Source organism: Arthrobacter sp. H-02-3 (assembly GCF_003097355.1).
GTDB classification, from domain to species: domain Bacteria; phylum Actinomycetota; class Actinomycetes; order Actinomycetales; family Micrococcaceae; genus Arthrobacter; species Arthrobacter humicola.
Genome location: NZ_PYUI01000005.1, coordinates 187,017 through 206,254 on the forward strand (window position 1 = coordinate 187,017; position 19,238 = coordinate 206,254).

14 protein-coding genes are annotated in these 19,238 nt (G+C 67.8%); 7 read left to right on the forward strand and 7 right to left on the reverse strand.

Annotation, left to right across the window (positions count from 1 at the left end; translation table 11 throughout):
* Positions 1-32: 32 nt before the first annotated feature.
* The 4 genes from galE to C9424_RS07565 form a co-directional block, all read right to left on the reverse strand.
* Entirely contained in the window at positions 33-1,070 is a 1,038-nt protein-coding gene (galE, locus tag C9424_RS07550) for a UDP-glucose 4-epimerase GalE (protein WP_116766265.1), read from the reverse strand.
* Positions 1,067-2,239 carry a galactokinase gene (gene galK / locus C9424_RS07555; RefSeq protein ID WP_116766266.1) on the reverse strand — a complete coding sequence of 391 codons (1,173 nt, stop codon included), beginning with the start codon at positions 2,237-2,239 and terminating at the stop codon, positions 1,067-1,069. The genes galE and galK overlap by 4 nt, the downstream gene beginning before the upstream one ends.
* The gene (gene galT / locus C9424_RS07560) at positions 2,236-3,411 is read right to left on the reverse strand and encodes a galactose-1-phosphate uridylyltransferase (protein ID WP_116766267.1); all 1,176 of its coding nucleotides are present in this window, start codon (positions 3,409-3,411) and stop codon (positions 2,236-2,238) included. Before galT ends, galK begins: the two co-directional genes overlap by 4 nt.
* 100 nt (positions 3,412-3,511) lie before the next feature.
* Positions 3,512-4,438: a C2 family cysteine protease gene (locus C9424_RS07565; protein WP_161958207.1), complete on the reverse strand. Its 927-nt coding sequence runs from the start codon at positions 4,436-4,438 to the stop codon at positions 3,512-3,514.
* Positions 4,439-4,767: 329 nt separating this feature from the next.
* Here C9424_RS07565 and C9424_RS07570 point away from each other — a divergent pair, with 329 nt between their 5' ends.
* From C9424_RS07570 to C9424_RS07575, 3 genes are all read left to right on the forward strand, one after another.
* On the forward strand, positions 4,768-6,027 hold the full coding sequence (locus C9424_RS07570) for an NYN domain-containing protein (protein WP_116766269.1): 1,260 nt from the start codon (positions 4,768-4,770) through the stop codon (positions 6,025-6,027).
* 199 nt (positions 6,028-6,226) lie between these two features.
* Positions 6,227-6,547, forward strand: coding sequence for a hypothetical protein (locus C9424_RS21875; protein WP_237563350.1), 321 nt, complete (start codon positions 6,227-6,229; stop codon positions 6,545-6,547).
* On the forward strand, positions 6,493-6,882 hold the full coding sequence (locus tag C9424_RS07575; protein WP_237563352.1) for a M15 family metallopeptidase: 390 nt from the start codon (positions 6,493-6,495) through the stop codon (positions 6,880-6,882). The genes C9424_RS21875 and C9424_RS07575 overlap by 55 nt, the downstream gene beginning before the upstream one ends.
* 21 nt (positions 6,883-6,903) lie before the next feature.
* Here C9424_RS07575 and C9424_RS07580 read toward each other — a convergent pair whose 3' ends face one another.
* Together C9424_RS07580 and C9424_RS07585 are read right to left on the reverse strand one after the other, a co-directional pair.
* Positions 6,904-8,907 (reverse strand): vWA domain-containing protein, encoded by a 2,004-nt coding sequence (locus C9424_RS07580; protein WP_116766271.1) that lies wholly within the window; start codon positions 8,905-8,907, stop codon positions 6,904-6,906.
* Between the two features lie 14 nt (positions 8,908-8,921).
* Positions 8,922-10,310: a sigma 54-interacting transcriptional regulator gene (locus C9424_RS07585; RefSeq protein ID WP_116766272.1), complete on the reverse strand. Its 1,389-nt coding sequence runs from the start codon at positions 10,308-10,310 to the stop codon at positions 8,922-8,924.
* Between the two features lie 146 nt (positions 10,311-10,456).
* Here C9424_RS07585 and C9424_RS07590 point away from each other — a divergent pair, with 146 nt between their 5' ends.
* The 4 genes from C9424_RS07590 (at position 10,457) to C9424_RS07605 (ending at position 15,406) form a co-directional block, all read left to right on the forward strand.
* Positions 10,457-11,134 (forward strand): MSMEG_4193 family putative phosphomutase, encoded by a 678-nt coding sequence (locus C9424_RS07590; RefSeq protein ID WP_116766273.1) that lies wholly within the window; start codon positions 10,457-10,459, stop codon positions 11,132-11,134.
* 46 nt (positions 11,135-11,180) lie between these two features.
* Positions 11,181-11,882 carry an SCO1664 family protein gene (locus tag C9424_RS07595; RefSeq protein ID WP_116766274.1) on the forward strand — a complete coding sequence of 234 codons (702 nt, stop codon included), beginning with the start codon at positions 11,181-11,183 and terminating at the stop codon, positions 11,880-11,882.
* Between the two features lie 108 nt (positions 11,883-11,990).
* The gene (locus C9424_RS07600; protein WP_116766275.1) at positions 11,991-12,548 is read left to right on the forward strand and encodes a hypothetical protein; all 558 of its coding nucleotides are present in this window, start codon (positions 11,991-11,993) and stop codon (positions 12,546-12,548) included.
* Entirely contained in the window at positions 12,545-15,406 is a 2,862-nt protein-coding gene (locus tag C9424_RS07605) for an ATP-binding cassette domain-containing protein (protein WP_116766276.1), read from the forward strand. The genes C9424_RS07600 and C9424_RS07605 overlap by 4 nt, the downstream gene beginning before the upstream one ends.
* Here C9424_RS07605 and metH read toward each other — a convergent pair.
* A complete protein-coding gene (gene metH, locus C9424_RS07610; RefSeq protein ID WP_116766277.1) occupies positions 15,396-19,046 on the reverse strand; it encodes a methionine synthase in 3,651 nt (1,216 codons plus the stop codon). The two genes, C9424_RS07605 and metH, sit on opposite strands and share 11 nt — an antisense overlap.
* Between the last annotated feature and the right edge of the window lie 192 nt (positions 19,047-19,238).

Consider the following 19,238-nt stretch of genomic DNA (forward strand, 5'->3'; position numbering starts at 1 on the left):
GACATATCCGGATTGAGTACTTGGCTGGCGGTCTATTCCGTCATGTGCGGCGCACCCAAAGCGTTGTAGCCGTGCGGGTTGTTCTTCTGCCAGCGCCAGTGGTCCGCGCACATCTCATCCACAGTTCTCGTGGTGGACCAGCTCAGGTCCGCCAGGGCCGAGGCCGCGTCGGCCCAGAAGGCGGGGAGGTCGCCGGCGCGGCGTCCGGTGAGCTCGTAAGGGATCGGACGGCCCGCGGCCTTCTCGAAGGAGTGCAGGACCTCGAGCACGGAGGAGCCCTTGCCCGAGCCGAGGTTCCAGCGGAAGACGCCGGCCCGGCCCGCCACGTGGTCGAGCGCGGCGACGTGTCCTTCGGCCAGGTCCACCACGTGGATGTAGTCGCGCAGACAGGTGCCGTCCGGGGTGTCGTAGTCGCCGCCGAACACCATCAGTTTCTCGCGCCGGCCCACCGCCACTTGGGCGATGAACGGTACAAGGTTGTTGGGAATGCCCTGCGGGTCCTCGCCGATCCGGCCGGAGGGGTGGGCGCCGACGGGGTTGAAGTACCTCAGGAGGGCGATGTGCCAGCGGCCGTCCGCTGCTCCGAGGTCGGCAAGGATGTCCTCGATCTGTTCCTTGGTCCGGCCGTAGGGGTTGTTGGCGCCGATCTCCATCTTCTCCACGTAGGGGATCGGGTTGTGTTCGCCGTATACCGTCGCCGAGGAGCTGAAGACGATTGAGCGGACGCCGTGCCGGTCCATCGCCCGGAGCAGGTTCAGGGTGCCCACGAGGTTGTTGTGGTAATACATCAGGGGCTCCCGGACGGACTCCCCGACGGCCTTGAGGCCGGCGAAGTGGATGACGGCGTCGACCGGGTATTCGGTGAAGACGGCATCCACCGCCGCCTCATCAACCAGGTCCACAAGGCGGAAGGTCACGGGCGTGCCGCTGAGCTCGGCAACCCGGCGCAGCGATTCCTCGCTGGAGTTGACGAGGTTGTCGATCACCACCACCTCATGGCCGGCTTCCTGCAGGGACAGAACGGTGTGGGAACCGATGTAACCGGCGCCCCCGGCGACCAGAATTCTCATTGGATGCGCTCCGCGCCGGCTGAGGGGGTGACAGTGAAGATATCCGGCCGGGTGAATCCCGCCTCCGCGAAGGCGCGGACGACGGCGTCGCGGACGTCCTGCTCATGCTCCACGGGAGTCAGGGCGATCGCCGAGCCGCCGAACCCGCCGCCGGTCATGCGGGCACCGATGGCGCCGTGGGTCCGGGCCGTGTCCACGGCGAGGTCGAGCTCGGGGCAGGAAATCTCAAAATCGTCGCGCATTGAGGCGTGGCTGGCATCGAGAAGGTGACCGATATGGGCCGGGTCCTGGGAGCGGAGGGTGTCCACCGTCTGCAGGACGCGGTCGTTTTCGGTGACGATGTGGCGGACCCGCCGGAAGGTGGTCGGATCGAGCACCTCGCTGGCGTTCTGAAGGTCGGCGACGGCGACATCCCGCAGGGCACGCACGCCCAGGACCTCGGCGCCGAGCTCGCAGGAGGCGCGGCGGGATGCGTAACCGCCGTCGGCGTGGGAGTGCGAGACTTTCGTGTCGATGACGAGCAGGACCAGTCCCGACTCCTGCGCCTCGAACGGCACGAGTTGAACGGATTGGTCCCGGCAGTCGAGGAAGACGGCGTGGCCGCTGGTGCCGCGCAGTGATGCCGACTGGTCCATGATGCCGGTCGGCGCGCCGACGAACGCGTTTTCGGCGTGCTGGGTCAGCAAGACCATCTCCTGGGCCGAAAGCCCTGCACCGGTGAGTTCGTTGAGGGCCGTCACGACGGCGCATTCGATCGCGTGGGAGGATGACAGGCCCGCGCCCAGCGGGACATCGGAGTCCAGCAGCAGATCGAAGCCCGGAACCTCGACGCCGCGCTGCTGCAACGCCCACACGACGCCCAGGGGGTACTTGGCCCAGCCGGGCGCCCGGCCGGGCGCCAGGGCCGCGACGTTGGCCTCCACAATGCCGTCGTCGCCGGAGGTGGACAGCAGCCGGACGGTGGAGTCGTCCCGGAGCCGGACCGCCGTCGTCGCGCGCTTGTCGATGGCGAAGGGCAGCACGAAGCCTTCGTTGTAGTCGGTGTGTTCACCGATCAGGTTCACCCGCCCGGGGGCGGCCCAGACGCCGTCCGGGGCGGCCCCGAAGGTGGCCTCAAAGCGGCTGATCAGGCTGTCCGGATGGGCGTCGGTGCGAGTGGTCGTGTTCATACAGGGGCGCCTTCCGGGGTCGGGGTGGTGCGGGTTGCGGTGCCGGCCGTTGTGCCGGCGACGTCACTGGCCACCGCACTGGCCACTTCCCGTAGCCGGGCGGCGACCGATTCGGGCGTGGTGTCGTTGATGTAGGCCCCCATCGCCGCTTCGGAGCCCGCCAGGTACTTGAGCTTGTCGGCGGCGCGCCGGGGCGAGGTCAGCTGCAGATGCAGTTGGCCGGCCCGGCGCATCTCCGTCTCCAGAGGGGCCTGGTGCCAGGCCGCAATGTAGGGGGTCGGCGTCGGGTATAGGGCGTCGAAGCGCCGCAGAAGATCCGGGTAGAGGTGCGCCAGCTCATCGCGTTCGGCCCCGCTCAGCGCGGCCAGATCCGGAACCTGACGGTGCGGGACGAGGTGGACTTCCAGCGGCCAGCGCGCGGCAAACGGCACATAAGCGCTGAAGTGTTCGCCCTCCAGGACCATGCGGCTGCCGTCACTGCGCTCGGCCTGCAGCACGGACGCGGCGAGCGTCGCCGTGCCGTCCGAAGCATCGAAGTACGCGCCGGCCGCGGCGGCCAGAACGGCGGCACGCGGCGTCACGTAGGGGTAGGCGTAGATCTGCCCGTGCGGGTGGTGCAGGGTGACGCCGATCTCGGCGCCCCGGTTTTCAAACGGGAAGACCTGCCGGATGCCGGGCAGGGCGCTGAGGGCCTCGGTCCGGTGGGCCCAGGCGTCAATCACGGTCCGTGTGCGGCGCCAGCCCAGTTCGGCGAAGGACCCGGTGTGCTCCGGGGTGAACGCCACCACCTCGCAGCGGCCCACGGCCGGCGTCGAGGTTCCCCAGGCAAGTGCCGCCGGGAGCTCGCTCGTGGCGGGCCCAAGCGAGGGGAAACGGTTTTCAAAGACAGCGACGTCGTAGCCCGGAGCCGGAATCTCGGTCAGGTTGGCCGGCGTCGTCGGGCAGATCGGGCACTGGTCCGCCGGCGGCAGGTGCGTCCGGGACTGCCGGTGGGCGGCGACGGCGACCCATTCCCGGCTGAGCGCGTCGAAGCGCAGCTGGCCCGGGTCGGGGCGGACAGGCAGTTCGCGGTGGTCCGTCAGGGATTCGGGGGCCCGTTCCGCTGTGCCGGCATCGTCAAAGTAGAGGATCTCCCGGCCGTCGGCCAGGAAGGTCGTAGTGATGCATGTCATGTTCACATTTGTACACTAACGTTCGAATTAAAACAATATCGAACAAAGTGAAACATTGCCGGCGCTGCGAAGACGGATCGTTCGTTCAGCTGCCTGCGTCTCAGGGATAGGTGGGTATCGCGATGTACTGGTTGATGTTCGTGGACCGGAAGGTGTCAAACGACAGCGTCTCCTGGCCGCCCTCCGGATTTCCCACCACAACGGTTTGGTCGGAGGCGTTCACGTCCAGCACTGCGTAGGAGTGGTCGGATACCAGCCTGCCGTCGGAGTTTGAGGTCCCCAGCGTGACGAGGCCGTTCGCGAAATCCTGCTGCACCTGCTCAAAGCTCACTTGCGTCATGGGGCCGCCGGGGTTGCGGTCGACGCCCGCCTTGCCGGTGATGGCATAGAGGCCATTGTGCACATCGTGATCCTGGGCGTTGCTGAGGTCCGTGCCTTCGATGCCTTTATAGCTGTTGCCGTTCGCGGCCGCCCAGCCCTTCTCGATAATCGCCGCCCATGAAACGTTCTTGCCGCCGATATTTTCGATGCCATTTTCGACGGTTTTGCCGCGGCGATACGGGAGGTCACCGTTGACCGTTACCTGCACCGGATTGGGCACCCCGTCATACTTGCTGTGAAATGAAATGGTGTAAGTGCCGTCACCATTGTCGTGAACCATGTTTTGAATGGTGTCAGGCTCCCGCGCGGCCACCGTCAGCAGAGCCGCCAGGAAATAGCAATCTCCGACGTCGCCCTGCTTGATATTCGTCAGGTCGCCGGAAATATTCGGCTTACCGTCAGCGTCGAGCGCAAACAGCACCTGGTTCGGTACTCTCTGGTAGGTCCCGCGGCTCACCGAGGGATTGGTGCCCGCCGGCGCCGATGCCTCCGGAGGCGCCGACGCTCCCGGACCCGACGCAGGGTTCGGCATAACGGTCGCCCGGTAAATGAAAACAAGCGAGATTCCAAGAATGACCACCACGGCAATCAGTGAATAAATGCCGATGGCGCGAAATTTAGCTGATCCGAATGCTGCACGTTTCATGCCACGTGCCCTCCCGTTCTGCGGGCTCCTGCCTGGGCGGCGACATCGCCGCGTCAAGATCCACGGCATCCTCGCCGCCGGACCCTGGTTATTGATCAAGTCGCCAACTAATAAACAGCTTGCCGCAGGCAACCAGACCCGCGCAAGGACCGGCGGAGGATCCACAGGCAAAACACATGGAAGTCACAGCGAGGGAACCGGCCTGGCCCGCAATGAGTCCGTGACGTGCCGGGGACGGCGGCGAGAGCCCTTGCGTTCGCCGCCGGCAAGCGGCACCAACTGGAACAACACATCTGGCACGTCCCGTCTCCTGCTGGCACACTGAGCCGATGAGTGATCCTCTCCCCCAGTCCCGGCGGCCTGGCATCCGCGCCGCGATGTTCGTGGACTTCGACAACGTCTATACGGGCCTGATGGCTTTGGACCCCGCCGCGGCCAAGAGGTTCGCCGAGGATCCCAAGCACTGGACGGAAGCGCTGGCCGACGGCGGCACAGGTGCGGAATCCCGGCGTTTCCTGATCCGCAACTGCTACCTCAACCCGGTGATCTACTCCAAGTACCGGCCCTATTGGACCCGGGCGGGCTTCCGCGTGATCGACTGCCCCTCCCTCACGCAGCGCGGCAAGTCCAGCACCGACATCAACCTGGTCCTGGACGCGATGGATGCGCTGTCCGGCGCGGCGCATGTTGAGGAATTCTTCGTTGCCTCGGCGGATGCGGACTTCACCTCGCTGGTTCAGAGGTTCCGGGCGGCCGACCGGATGACGACGGTCATCGCCGCCGGGGCTGTGGCGTTCGCGTACCGGGAGATGGCCGACAGCGTGGTGGAGTCCCACGACTTCGTGGCAATCCTCAACGGCACCTCGGCCGAGATCCCCCGCATGGTGCCCTCCGCCGGACTTGCCGCCCCGCTCCGCACCGCACCGGGTGTTTCCGTGGCCGCGACGACGGCCGCCGACGAGGTCCGCGCCCTGGTGCAGGCCGCGCCCGGTCCGGTCACCGGGGCCGTGGCAGCGCACAGGGCCCTAACCGCTGACCCGTCGCTGAAGACCGATTGGGGCGGTCACGGAAAGTTCGGGGCCTGGATCGCGCAGATCGGCCAGGGCGTCCAATACTCATCCACGCCGTCCCCCGGCTGGGTATGGGACGCGAAAAGGTTCTCGCCGGAGCTGTCCTCGCTGGCCTCGGAAGGCAGGCCGGCGATCGAGGAGCAGGTCACCCGGGTCACCGACGTGCCGGCCCTCTCCGCCGATCAGTTCCGGCAGGTCTTCGTCTCGCTGGAGGCGAAGCTCCGCGAGCACCCCGGCAACCGCAGCGAACTCGCCCGATCCGTCCGGGACGACTGTGTGGCGGCCGGGCAGCCGGTGTCCCGCTCGGCCGTCAACTTCGTGATCCAGGGCGTGGTGTACGCCGGAGGCTCCCTCTCCGACGACATGACCGCCAGGGACCTCGCCGCCGCGTGGGCCAGGAACGTTGAAGAGCTCTGCCGGCTCGCCCTCATGGAGTTCGACGACGCCGAGAAGGTTGCGCTCAAGCGCTGGGCCGGCGGCGGCCTGCTGGAGTCCACCGGCGGCAGTTCCCGGGCCTAAGGCTGCGCCCCACACGGACGGCGGCGGGCCTCCCGCCGCCGTCCGTTCGCGCTTAGCGGGTGTTGTGCAGTTCCCTTCGCCTGCCCGACCCTCGACGAGTCCGCGCGTCCCCTCGACCCCGGCGCCTGCAGACCGATAGAGTTCCCGCATCTGTTCCGGACAATTCTTAGGAGCCCTCGTGCTTAAAGGAATCAGTAGGATGACAGGTGCCGTGGCGGGGCTGGTGCTTTCGCTCGGCATGATCGCACCGTCGGTGGCGGCAGTGGCCGCGGCGGGCTACGACATCCGTTCCGCCTCCAGCCTGCAGGTGGTGGTCAACAAACACCGGCAACTGAACCCTGCCACATACGTGCCGGCGCAGCTGGTCAGGGTCCAGGGGGAACGGTTGCGGGCGGAGGCTGCGGACGCCTACAAGCAGTTGACCAGGGCCGCCAAGGCGGCCGGCGTGAACATCATTCCCATCCCATCAGCGGTTACCGGTCTTTCAGCCAGCAGGCCAGCCTCTATAACAGCTACGTGAGCCAGTACGGACAGGCGACGGCGGATACCTTGGCCGCGAGAGCCGGCTACAGTGAGCACCAGACCGGTCTGGCGATGGACATCGGCAATGCCAGCGGAACCTGCGCCCTGCAAGCCTGCTTCGCGAATACCCCGGCGGGGCAGTGGGCGGCTAAGAACTGCCGGGACTACGGATTCATCATCCGCTATCCGGCCGGCGCCGAGGCCACTACCGGCTACACCTACGAGCCATGGCATCTGCGTTATGTGGGAAAGAACGTCGCCCTCGATATGAGCAGCACGGAGACCCTTGAGGATTACTTCGGCCTGGAAGCGGCCCCGGATTATCTCCAATAAGGCGGCGACGCGCAGACCCGTCTACGTAGCCCAGTCGGCGTCGTCGTAGGGGCGTCCGCGGAAGTGGGCGCGGAGATACTCTCCTACCACCGCAGCTCCCAGATCCCCGGCGTCGGGCGCCACCACCCGGCCGTCGATCCGGCGGGCCATCCGCTGGACGAACCGTTCCAGGCCTGGGTCGTCGCCGAGCCGGAAGAACGTGGCCTGCGTGCCGGCACGCCCAAGGCGGTCCAGCTCGGCGATGGTGACACGGATGGTCTCCTGGTCCGGCGGCCAATTGAACCACGAGTCGCCGTCGGCCAGCAGGTGCGCGGTGGGTTCGCCGTCGGTGACCACCAGGAGAACCGGCTGCATGGACGGGTGCTGGCGGAAGAATCTGCCGGCGAGCAGCAATCCGTGGTGCAGGTTGGTTCCTTGCTCGCGCAGGGCCGGCAGGGACGTGAGCTCGCCGATATCCATGGACTGCGCGTACCGGCCGAACGTGATCAGCTGCAGCCGGTCGCCGCGGAACCGGGTTGTGACCAGGTGGTGCAGGGCGAGTGCGGTGCGTTTCATGGGCACCCACCGTCCCTCGGCGGCCATGGAGAAGGACACGTCCGCGAGCAGGACGACGGCGGCCTGCGTGCGCGCTTCCGTCTCGGTCACTTCGATGTCACCCACGGCGAGGCGCAATCCGCGCCCCGGGTCACCTCCGTCGGCAATCGTGCGGCGGATCGCGTTGGTGATGGTTCGGGTGACGTCCCACGGTTCGGCGTCGCCGAACTCCCACTGGCGGCTGGAGCCGGTCTGTTCCCCGGCCGCCCCGGCAACGCGCGTGTCCCGGCGCCCCTGCCGCCCGGAAAGCTGCTTGGCGGTGTCCCGCAACAGCGACCTGCCGAGCCGTCGCATGGCCTGCGGTGACAACCGGAGATCGCCGTCGACCCCGCGCCGGCGGAAGCCGCCGTCGTGCATGGCCTTTTCGATCTCCGCGAGCGTCCGGGCGGACACGGCAGCGTCCTGTCCCAGCTGCCGGGCGAGCGCGTCCAGGTCCAGGTCGTCCAGGCGGGAGCCGTTGTAGGACTGGGAGAGCTGTTCGGCGAGTTCGTCGAGCTCGGCGAGGTCCTGCAGCACGCCGGTGCCGTCGCCGAGGCCCAGCCCCTCCTCGCCCTCAAAGCGTTCGGAGCCGGACCAGTCCTCGCCGGGGCGCAGCGCCTGCAGGTTGGCATCGAGTTGGCCCAGCTGTGCCATAAGCTCCGGGGAGCCGAACGCCTGGGCGGAGAGCCGCATCAGCTCCTCGCGCTGCTCGGCGGACATGGACCGAAGCATCCGCTGGGCGGCGGCCGCGCGCTGGGCGAGCGCGTCGATCAGCTCCTCGACGGACTGCGGGTTCTCCGGGAAGAACTGGCCGTGTTTGGCCATAAACTCCTGGAAATCCGCGTCGGCGTCCTCCCCGCGCCGGTGTTTGTCGAGGAGTTCGTTGAGGTCCTGCAGCATCTCGGCCACGGCCGCGCGGTCCTCCTCCGTGGCGCCCTCGAGCGCCTGCTTCATCCCGGCGAACCGCTGGTCCAGGATCTCGCGGCCCAGCAGGTCCTTGATCCGCTCGTAGGCCTCCCGGGCGGTGCTGGACTGCCAGTCATAGGACGCGAGTTCGTTGACCGCTGCCGCCGTGGATTTGGGCAGGTTCTGCAGCTGCATCTCCCGTAAGGCGCGGTCCGTGTCGTCCATCATGGCGTCGCGGGCGAGCTGTTTCCGCTCCTCCAGCACCGCAGTGTCGAGCAGCTTCTGGACCTCACTGAGGGTGCCGTCCAGCCGGTGCCGGCTTAGCAGGTCACTGCGCCGCTGCTGTACGCGACCGGCGAGGTCATCGAGCCCTTCCCGGCTGCGGCCGCCGCGCCGCAGGAACTCCTGCAGGGCGTGCCGGGGCGAGTAGCCTGCCATCACGTCCTCGGCGACGGCCTCAAGTGCCTCTGCGAGGTCGACCGGCGGGGCGAGCGGATCGGGTCCTCCCGTATACCGGCCGTATCGGGACCGGTTGTGAACGCTCATGGGCTCTCCTGTAGTCAGCCGTAGATCGTCGCCTCGTCGTCGGACTCCTTGGAGATCCGCCGGGCGAGGTAGAGCCCTTCCAGTGCAAGTTCGACGGCGGCGGCTCGCTGCCCGTCGTTTGTCGCGCCCAGGCGCTCAGTGATTTCGTCGTAGAGGCTGGATCCGTTGAGGGGCGGAAGATTTTGGAGGAACTCCCGCGCTGTGACCAGTTCCCCGGTGGTCACCGTGGAATGACCGTCGAGGGCGGCCACGAGCGGACCCATGTCGATGCCGTGGAAGTGCGCCCGCACCGCTTCCGCGGTAGCCATGCGCAAAAGGTGGTCCAGGATGTCCTGTTCCCGCCCTTCCTCGCCCGACTCGAACTCAATCTTCCCTCCGAGGACCTCCACCGCCGCGTCCAGGTCGATGATCCGGGCGACGGCTTCGTCTTCTCCGCGGACGCTGGCGCGGCGCAGGGCGGCCGCGGCGACGGTTTCGGCACCGGCAATGGCGAACCGCGCGGAAACCCCGGAGGTCTGGTTGATCGCCGGGGACTGCCGCAGCGCCCGGGTGTAGCGGGCCAGGATCTCGAGGATGACTGGCGGGACGCCGGCCACCAGGTGCCCCTCCTGCCGGATAACGGCGACCTCGTCGTCGAGCTCGATCGGGTAATGGGTGCGGATCTCGGCACCGAAGCGGTCCCGCAGCGGCGTAATGATCCGGCCGCGGTTCGTATAGTCCTCCGGGTTGGCGGACGCGACGACCAGGACATCCAACGGCAGCCGCAGCACGTAGCCGCGGATCTGGATGTCGCGCTCCTCCATCACGTTGAGCATCGACACCTGGATCCGCTCGGCGAGGTCGGGCAGTTCGTTGATGGCGATGATTCCGCGGTTGGAGCGTGGGACCAGGCCGTAGTGGATGGTTTCCGGGTCGCCGAGACGGCGGCCCTCGGCCACCCGCATGGGGTCGACGTCGCCGATCAGGTCGGCGACGGAGGTGTCCGGCGTCGCAAGCTTCTCAACGTACCGTTCCGAGCGGTGGCGCCACGACACCCGCAACCGGTCCCCCTCGGTGAGGGCACGGGCGCGGGAGTGCTCGGTGATGGGTTCGTACGGGTGTTCGTTCAGTTCCGAGTCCTCGATCACCGGCGACCACTCGTCCAGCAGCCCGGCCAGTGTGCGGAGGAGCCGCGTCTTGCCCTGTCCCCGTTCGCCCAGCAGGACGACGTCGTGGCCGGCGAGCAGTGCCCGCTCGAGCTGGGGCAGGACGGTCCGGCTGAAGCCGTACATCCCGGGCCAGGGATCCCGGCCGGCGGCGAGCGCGGCGAGCAGGTTGTCGCGGATTTCGCGGCGCAGGTCCTTGTGAACGTGGCCGGAGGCACGCAGTTCACCAACAGTGAAGATATCGGGGCGATCACTCACTCCTCCACCGTAGACCTGTACCCGGCGGGGAATCGAGGGATTCTTTGAGATTCCTGAGCTTTGGGCCCGAGTGCGGCATACCGCTCTGCGCCTCCCCCTTCCCTCGCAAGCTCGGGCGGGGCCCCTGGCGCTACGCTTAGATCCTGATGACTGCAGCAACTCCGCCGGCATCGCCGGCACCCGTCACGTCACCTGAGCGGCAGGGTACGCTCCTGCTTCTGGTGCGCCATGGGGAGACGCCGACGACAGGCACGGTCCTCCCGGGGCGCGCGCCCGGACTGCACCTGTCCGACCGGGGCTTGGCCCAGGCCGAACGGGTCGCGGACCGGCTCTTTGGTCTACCGGTGGACGCCCTATATTCGTCCCCGCTGGAGCGCGCCTGCGAGACGGCGGAGCCGACGGTGACACGCACGGGACTGGAAGTAAACCACGACGACGGGCTGCTCGAATGCGACTTCGGCGACTGGACCGGATCTGCGATCGCCGACTTGGCGGCCCTGCCGGAATGGCAGACCGTCCAGCACAGCCCGTCCGCCTTCCGCTTCCCCAACGGCGAGAGCTTTCCGGAGATGCAGGCGCGGATCGTCGGCGCGATGGAGGCACTGCGTGCAGCCCACGCCGGGGGTGTCGTCGTGTGCTTTTCCCACGCCGATCCGATCAAGGCCGCGGTCGCCCATGCCCTGGGCACGCCCTTGGACCTCTTCCAGCGCATTGTCATCAGCCCGGGCTCGGTGTCGGCCATCTCGTTTGTGGAGGGTCAGGACCCGGCGGTGCTGATGGTGAATTCGACGGCGGAGCCGCTCAGTGGGTTGAGGGCACAGTGAATTCGGGGCAGCGTGCATTGGGACCTTCGGTGAAGCGGGGCGGCCGGTGTCCGGCCGGAAGCTGACACTGCTCCGCGAGGGCCGCGTCGAGCTGCTCGGGCGCATCCCGCGCAGCAGCAACGAGACGTTCCTGGTCCAGGTCTCCGGTGGGGACGACGCCGCGTATGCGGTCTATAAGCCGGAGGCCGGGGAACGGCCGCTGTCCGATTTCGAGCCCGGGCTTTACAAACGGGAACGCGCGGCCTACCTGCTCAGCGAGTCCCTGAATTGGGGACTCGTGCCGGCGACGGTGATCCGCGAGGACGCCCCCTTGGGGATCGGGTCGCTGCAGTGGTTCATCGAGTGCGACTTTCAGGAGCATTACTTCACCCTCTACGCTGACGCCCCTGAGACACACCGCGAGCTGGCGCGGATCGCCGTGTTCGATTACGTCGCCAACAACACGGACCGCAAGAGCGGCCACGTGCTGCGCGGCGACGACGGGCGGATCTGGGGCATTGATCACGGGCTGTGCTTCTCGGCAGCATTCAAACTCCGCACCGTGATCTGGGACTTCGCCGGCGACCCCATCCCCGGTGCCCTGCTCGAGGACATCTCCTCTTTCGCGGAGGCCGCGCCTCCCGAGCTGGCCGAACTACTCGACGATGACGAGGTCACCGCCCTGCAGCGCCGCGTGCAGCGACTGCTGCGCGCAGGGGTGCTGCCGGTTGATCGCACCGGCATGCGTTACCCGTGGCCGCTCGTTTAGGAGGGCAATACGTGGCGTAGGCGGAGCGACTTTGGATTTCTTAGAGACCTCACGTCACACAACGCGACAGCATCCGGATCCGGACAAGCAACGCCCTACCCTTGACGGGTGACATTGACTAAAATCCGTACCGCCGCCGCGAGCTCCCTCGCCGCCGCAGGTCTCCTGTTTGCCCTCGCCGCCTGTTCGACGCCGGCCGCCACCCAGCCCACCTCCTCTGCACCGGCTTCCCCGGCAGCAACTTCCTCCAGCGCCGCCTCCGAGCCCTGCGCCGGCGTGAAGGTCATCACCGATTCGGGCGCCCTGAAGCAGGCCGCCGCTGACACGTCCGTTTGCGTTCCCGTGGACGCACCGACTCTCGCTTCCAAGGTGCTCGAAGACGCAAAGGTGAAGACCGAGGGCACTGCCGCATATCCCAAGGAACTGGTGTGCCGTGTGAACGGTGTACCCGCCGCAGACTTCGACATCGCCCACAAGGGCGGCACGTACCGGGAAGATTGCAGCAAGATGCCCGCCGCCTTTGCCTACTGGGCTCTCTGGGTCAAGCCGGCCTCCGGCGCCTGGGCATACGCGCAGGAAGGCCTCGGCACCCTGAAGGTTAACCCGGGAGAGAGCCTGGAACTGCTCTTCACGGTCGACGACGCACCGGCCGCACCCGCGGCATGACCTTTCGACCCGCGCCGTTACGCGCAGCGGCGGCTCTCGCCGCCGTCTTCATTGCGGCGCGGGTCCTCTACCGCATTCTCTTCAACGGGGCGGGCACCGGTGAACCCGTTCTGCTGAACATGCCGCCGGTGCCGCTGCCTGCCCCGTACGCCCATGTGGTCCTCCTCGGCCCGGTAACGGCGCCTGGCCTGTGGGCGGCGGTCCTGTCCGCCCTGCCGATCGCCGGAATGATCCTCGGCTTCGGCATGCTCAACGCCTGGGTGGACGTGGCCCGCGGCTTCCGGCACCTGGCCCGCGGCGGCCCCCTGCAGGGCACGGCCCGGGCGCTCGTGGTGGCTTGGGCGGCACTCCCGGCACTCTCCGACGCCGTGACCTCCGTCCGCCTGGCTTTTCGATTGCGGGGCGAACGCTTCGGACCCCGCGCCCTTGTTCCGGTGCTCGAGCGCACCCTCGAGCACGCCGGCCGGGTGGCCGCGGCCCTGGAGTTGCGCGGCTTCGGCAGCCGGACAGCACACGAACCGGCCCCCGGCGCCGAAGCACCGGTTCTCATCCCAGACGCACAATTCCGCATTGGCGACACGCAGGTGCGCGTCACCGGGTTCACGCCGTCGAGCGGGTCAATGGCGGTCATTACCGGGCCGACGGGCTCCGGCAAGTCCACGATCCTGCGAGGCATCGCGGGCCTCCTCTCCCACGTTGACGGTGGAGATATTTCCGGCACGGTGCGCGTCGCCGGAACGGACCGTGCAGCCACGCCGCCGCGCGATACCGCCCGCTTCATCGGCGTCGTATTGCAGAATCCCCGCGCCGCATTCGCCACCACCAGGGTCCGGGACGAAATCTCCCTCGCACTTGAGCTGCGCGGCGTGGCATCCGGTACCGCCAAGGCCCGAGTGCTGGAGGTCGCGGAGCGCATCGGAGTGTCGGCGCTGCTGGACCGGAAAGTCAGCACCCTCTCGGCAGGTGAGGCAACGCTCGTAGCCATCGCCGCCGCGGTGGTGGACCATCCGGTCCTGCTCCTGGTTGACGAGCCCCTGGCCGACCTTGACACCGCAGCACGAGGACGCGTCATCGCCGTCCTCGACGCCCTCGCCCGCGACGGGGGTGTCTGCGTCATCGTGGCGGAGCACCGGGCAGACTCGCTCGTACCCGTTGCCGACTCGTGGTGGACCATTTACGACGGCACGTTGGTGCCCGGTGTCGCGCCGTCCGCTTCGGCCCCGGCTGCTGCCTACCCAATGCCCGTTCCGGCAACGGAGCACGCACCCGTACTTACTGCGACAAACCTCGCGGTGCACCGCGAGGGCAAGCCGCTCGTGCGCGACGCATCCCTGGCACTGCACCGCGGGGAAGTGGTCGCTCTGGTGGGGCCGAACGGGGCCGGGAAGTCGTCCCTCCTTGTGGCGCTCGCCCTGGGGGAAGGCATGCCCGGTGAAATCACAGTCGGCGGCGGCCGCGTGGCCCTCGTGCCGGACGCCTCCGACGACCTCTTCACGCGGGACACCGTCGCGGCAGAGCTCAGAGCAGCGGAGCGACGGCGGGAACGTGCCTCGCGTCGTTCAAACCGGCGCCGCCCGGGTAGTGACCAGCTTCCGCCGGGGTCTGCGGAATCGCGCCTTGCACGCCTGCGGGGAGACGTCCGTATGCCCATTGGACACGAGCATCCGCGGGACCTCTCTGCCGGGGAGCGCAGGATCCTTGCCATCGCGCTGCAGATCACGGACGACCCGCAGGTACTCCTGATCGACGAGCCGACCCGCGGGCTCGATTACGAGGCACGCACAGCGGTCGCGGCGGCGCTGCGGGCCGCCGCGGACGACGGCGCGGCGGTCCTGATCGCCACCCACGACCTCGACTTTGCCCGCGGCCTCGGCGCCCGGATCCTCCCGATGCGCGACGGCGTCGCCCCCTCATCCCTGGCAGAAGCCGCCCCGGCCAGTGCCGTCACAGCACAAAGCATGACAGCACCACGCACCGCAGCGCCGCGGTTCATCGACCGACGGCCGGACAATCCGGGTGCGGCAGCAAAAGCGCGCCACATCCGGATGCCGCGGGGCGTGGAGTTCGCAGTTCTCGCGGCCGCAAACCTTCTGGCCCTGGCAGCGTTCTGCTGGCCGTTGCTCGCGGCAGCCCTCCCGGAGGATGCCGCCGCGGCCCTCCCCTACGCGGCGCTGGCCATCGCGCCGCTCGCCGCGGTCGCCGTCGCGGTGTCGCTCGACGGCTCGGTCCGCTCCGCGCACACGGTGGCGTTGCTCGGCGTGCTGGCCGCCATTGGCTCGGCGGTGCGGGTGGCGAGCACCGGCGTCGGCGGTGTGGAGGCGGTCTTTATCCTGCTGATTCTGGCCGGCCGAGCCTTCGGTGCCCGTTTCGGTCTGCTCCTCGGCGCCGCCACCATCGCCGTGTCGAGTGTCCTGTGGGGTGGCATCGGGCCCTGGTCACCGTTCCAGATCTTCGCCTGCGCATGGGTGGGCGCCGGGGCAGGCCTGCTCCCCCGCAGGGTGCGGGGCAAAGCCGAACTATGGATGCTGTGCGGCTACGGGGCCCTGGCGTCCTACGCGTTCGGTCTGCTGACCAATCTGTGGTTCTGGCCCTTCGCGGTGGGTGCCGGCACCGGCATTTCCTACGTGCCTGGCGCGCCGCTGGCCACCAACCTCAGCAGCTTCCTGCTCTACACGCTCCTGACCTCGACCGCCGGATGGGACACCTTGCGTGCCATCACGACGATCATCGGAATCACCCTGGTGGGGCGGGCCATTCTCGCCGCACTCCGGCGGGTGAAGCCGGTCTCGAGCGCGGGCGGGCAGGCCGCGCCGGCCCAATCCAGCCAGGCCGGGGACCGGCTTCAACTCACACCTTGAAGTACTTCGCCTCCGGGTGGTGGAACACGAACGCGTCGGTGGACTGTTCGGGGTGCAGCATCAGTTCATCGCTCAGGACCACGCCCATCCGCTCTGGACGCAGCAGTTCCGTTACCTTGCGGCGGTCCTCCATGTCCGGGCACGCTGGGTAGCCGAGCGAGAACCGCGCACCGCGGTAGTCGAGCTTGAACAGCCCTGCCTTGTCCTTCGGCTCCTCGGAAGCGAAGCCCAGCTCCGAGCGGATACGTGCATGCCAGAATTCCGCGAGCGCCTCGGTAAGCTGCATAACCAGGCCGTTAAGTTCGTAGTAGTCGCGGTAGTGGTTCCCCTTGAACAGCTCGGAAGTCACCTCATCGATCTTCGAGCCGGCGGTGACCAGCTGCACAGGCAGCACGTCCACCTGTCCCGATTCGCGCGAGCGGACGAAGTCGGCGAGGCACAGGTGCCGGTCGCGGCGCTGGCGCGGGAAGTCGAAGCGCAGCCGCTCGGTGCCGATCGGGCCGCCTGAGCCGCCGTCGGGGGCGAGCAGTCCCGCGGTGCCGAGGACGCCGTCGCGGTCCTCCCCGTGGTGCAGCACCACCACCTGTTCCCCCTCGGAGACCACCGGGAAATAGCCGTACGCGACGGACGCGTCAAGCATTCCCTCGCCGAGGATGCGGTCCAGCCAGTACCGCAGGCGCGGCCGGCCCTCGCGTTCCACCAGTTCCTCATAGGAGGCGCCGTCCTCGCCGCGGCCGGGCTTGAGCCCCCACTGCCCCATGAAGGTGGCGCGTTCGTCGAGGAAGGTAGCGTAGTCGTGGAGTGCGACGCCGCGCACAATGCGCGTGCCCCAGAACGGCGGCGAAGGCACGTGATTGTCCGAGGCGACGTCGGACCGGCCGGGCATCGCCTCCGGCTCGGTCACCGTGAACTTCGGGCCGCCTTTATGGATCCGCTTCTTCAGCGGCGGAAGGCCGACGGCGGCCGGGTCGGCGCCGCGGGCCACCTGCACCAGGGGCTCCATGAGTGCCAGGCCCTCAAAGGCGTCCTTGGCGTACCGGACGGTTCCTTCAAACTGCTCCGCGAGGTCCTGCTCCACGTAGGCGCGGGTCAGGGCTGCGCCGCCGAGGATGATTGGCCATTTCTTCGCGAGCCCCCGGGACTGCAGCTCGGCGAGGTTTTCCTTCATCACCACGGTGGACTTCACCAGCAGGCCGGACATGCCGATCACGTCGGCGTTGTGCTCCTCGGCTGCGGCCATGATCTCGGCGATCCCCTGCTTGATGCCGATGTTGATCACTTTGTAGCCGTTGTTGGTGAGGATGATGTCCACCAGGTTCTTGCCGATGTCGTGCACGTCGCCCCGCACGGTGGCGATCACCATGGTGCCCTTGCCGGAGGAATCGGACTTCTCCATGTGCGGCTCGAGCAGGGCAACCGCATTCTTCATCACCTCGGCGGACTGCAGCACGAAGGGCAGCTGCATCTCGCCGGCGCCGAAGCGCTCACCCACAACCTTCATGCCCTCGAGCAGCTGGTCGTTGATGATGCCCAGCGGGGTCATGCCTTCGCTGCGCGCCAGGTCGAGGTCCTCTTCGAGGCCCTTGCCTTCGCCGTCGATGATGCGCCGCTGCAGGCGTTCGCCGGTGGGCAGCGCGGCGAGTTCAGCGGCGCGCTGGTCCTTGAGCGCTGCGGTGTCGACGCCGGCGAACAGGTCCAGCATGCTGTTCAGGGGGTCGTACGTGACATTGCCGTCGGCGTCGTATTCGCGGCGGTCCCAGATGAGGTCCAGCGCCACCTTGCGCTGCTCTTCCGGCAGCGACGCGAGCGGCACAATCTTGGCGGCGTCAATGATGCCGCTCGTCAGGCCCGCCTGCACGGCCTCGTGCAGGAACACCGAGTTCAGGGCCATGCGCGCTGCCGGGTTCAGGCCAAAGGACACGTTGGAGACGCCGAGAGTGGTCTGGATGCCGGGGTATTTCGTGGTGATCTGGCGGATGGCCTCGATCGTTTCGATGCCGTCCCGGCGGGTTTCTTCCTGGCCGGTGGCGATAGGGAAGGTCAGGCAGTCGACGATGATGTCCTCGACGCGCATGCCCCATTCGCCCACCAGGGCGTCGACGAGGCGCGAGGCGATGGCCACCTTGCCTTCGGTGGTGCGTGCCTGGCCGTGCTCGTCGATGGTCAGGGCGATCACGGCGGTGCCGTGTTCCTTCACGAGCGGCATGATGCGCGCGAAGCGGCTGTCCGGGCCGTCGCCGTCCTCGTAGTTGACGGAGTTGACCACCGGGCGTCCGCCGATAAGTTCGAGCCCGGCCTGCAGGACGGGTGGTTCGGTGGAGTCGATGACCAACGGGAGGGTGGAGGCCGACGCGAAACGTGAGACGACCTCCTTGATGTCGGCCACGCCATCGCGCCCCACGTAGTCAATGCACACATCGAGCAGGTGGGCGCCGACGCGGACCTGCTCGCGGGCGATATCGACGCAATCGTCCCAACGCTCGTCGAGCATCGCCTGGCGGAACGCCTTCGAACCGTTCGCGTTGGTGCGCTCGCCAATCGCGAGGTACGCAGACTCCTGGTCGAAATTCACATGATGGTAGAGGGAGGCGATGCCGGCTTCACGCTCGGTGGGAACGCGGCTGCCGTCGGCGCCCCTCCCGCCGCTGGTGACAGCGACGCTGGCGCGCAAGGGCGCAAGACGCTCGACGACGGCGGCCATGTGCTCCGGCGTCGTACCGCAACATCCGCCCACGAGGCCCAGGCCGAATTCGCGCACGAACTGCTCGTGCGCCGTGGCGAGTTCGGTGGGTGAGAGCGGGTAGTGCGCACCGTTGGCACCAAGGACGGGCAGGCCGGCGTTGGGCATGCAGGCGATGGCTACGGTGGACTGCTTGGAGAGGTGGCGCAGGTGCTCGCTCATCTCATCCGGCCCGGTGGCGCAGTTGAGGCCGATGGCGTCGACGCCGAGCGGCTCGAGGGCGGTAAGCGCGGCGCCGATCTCGGAGCCCATCAACATGGTTCCGGTGGTTTCGACGGTCACCTCGACGAAGATCGGGAGCCGGATGCCGCGGGTGACGATCGCCTGCTTGCAGCCGTTGACCGCGGCTTTGGTCTGCAGGAGGTCCTGGCTGGTCTCGATGAGGAAGGCGTCCGCTCCCCCGTCGATGAGGCCCTCGGCCTGCAGCGCGAAGGTCTGTTTGAGGTAGTCGTAGCTGGTGTGGCCGAGGCTGGGGAGCTTAGTGCCCGGCCCCATCGAGCCCAGGACCCACCGCATCCGCCCGTCTGTTTTTTCTGCCGCTTCGGCACGGTCCCGAGCGATCTCCGCGCCCTTCCGGGCGAGCTCTTCGATCCGGTCGTCGATGCCGTAGTCGGAGAGGTTGGACCAGTTCGCGCCGAAGGTGTTGGTTTCGACCGCATCGATACCCACGGCGAAGTACGCGTCATGAATGTCCGCGAGGACATCCGGACGCGTGGCATTGAGGATCTCGTTGCAGCCTTCAAGGCCCAGGAAGTCGTCCTCGAGCGACAGCTCACGCCCCTGCAGCATGGTGCCCATCGCCCCATCGGCAATGACGACCCGGTGGTTCACTGCATCCAGCAGCTCCTGCGAACGGACGGGGCGGGGGACGGACTCAATATCAAGCGCAAAACGAGGCATCTAAACAGACTACGGGCGGGGCAGTATGCAGTGCGCTGTATTTCCATGTACTACGACGGCGGGGGTCGCCTTCCTGAGACCTTCGAGTCACGACACGGGCCCGATCAGTCAGGAGGGGCCCAGCTTTCGTAGACTCGATGGAGATCCGACCCGTCTCCTCTGTAGAGACAAGCCCGCCACAGGAAGAGCCAT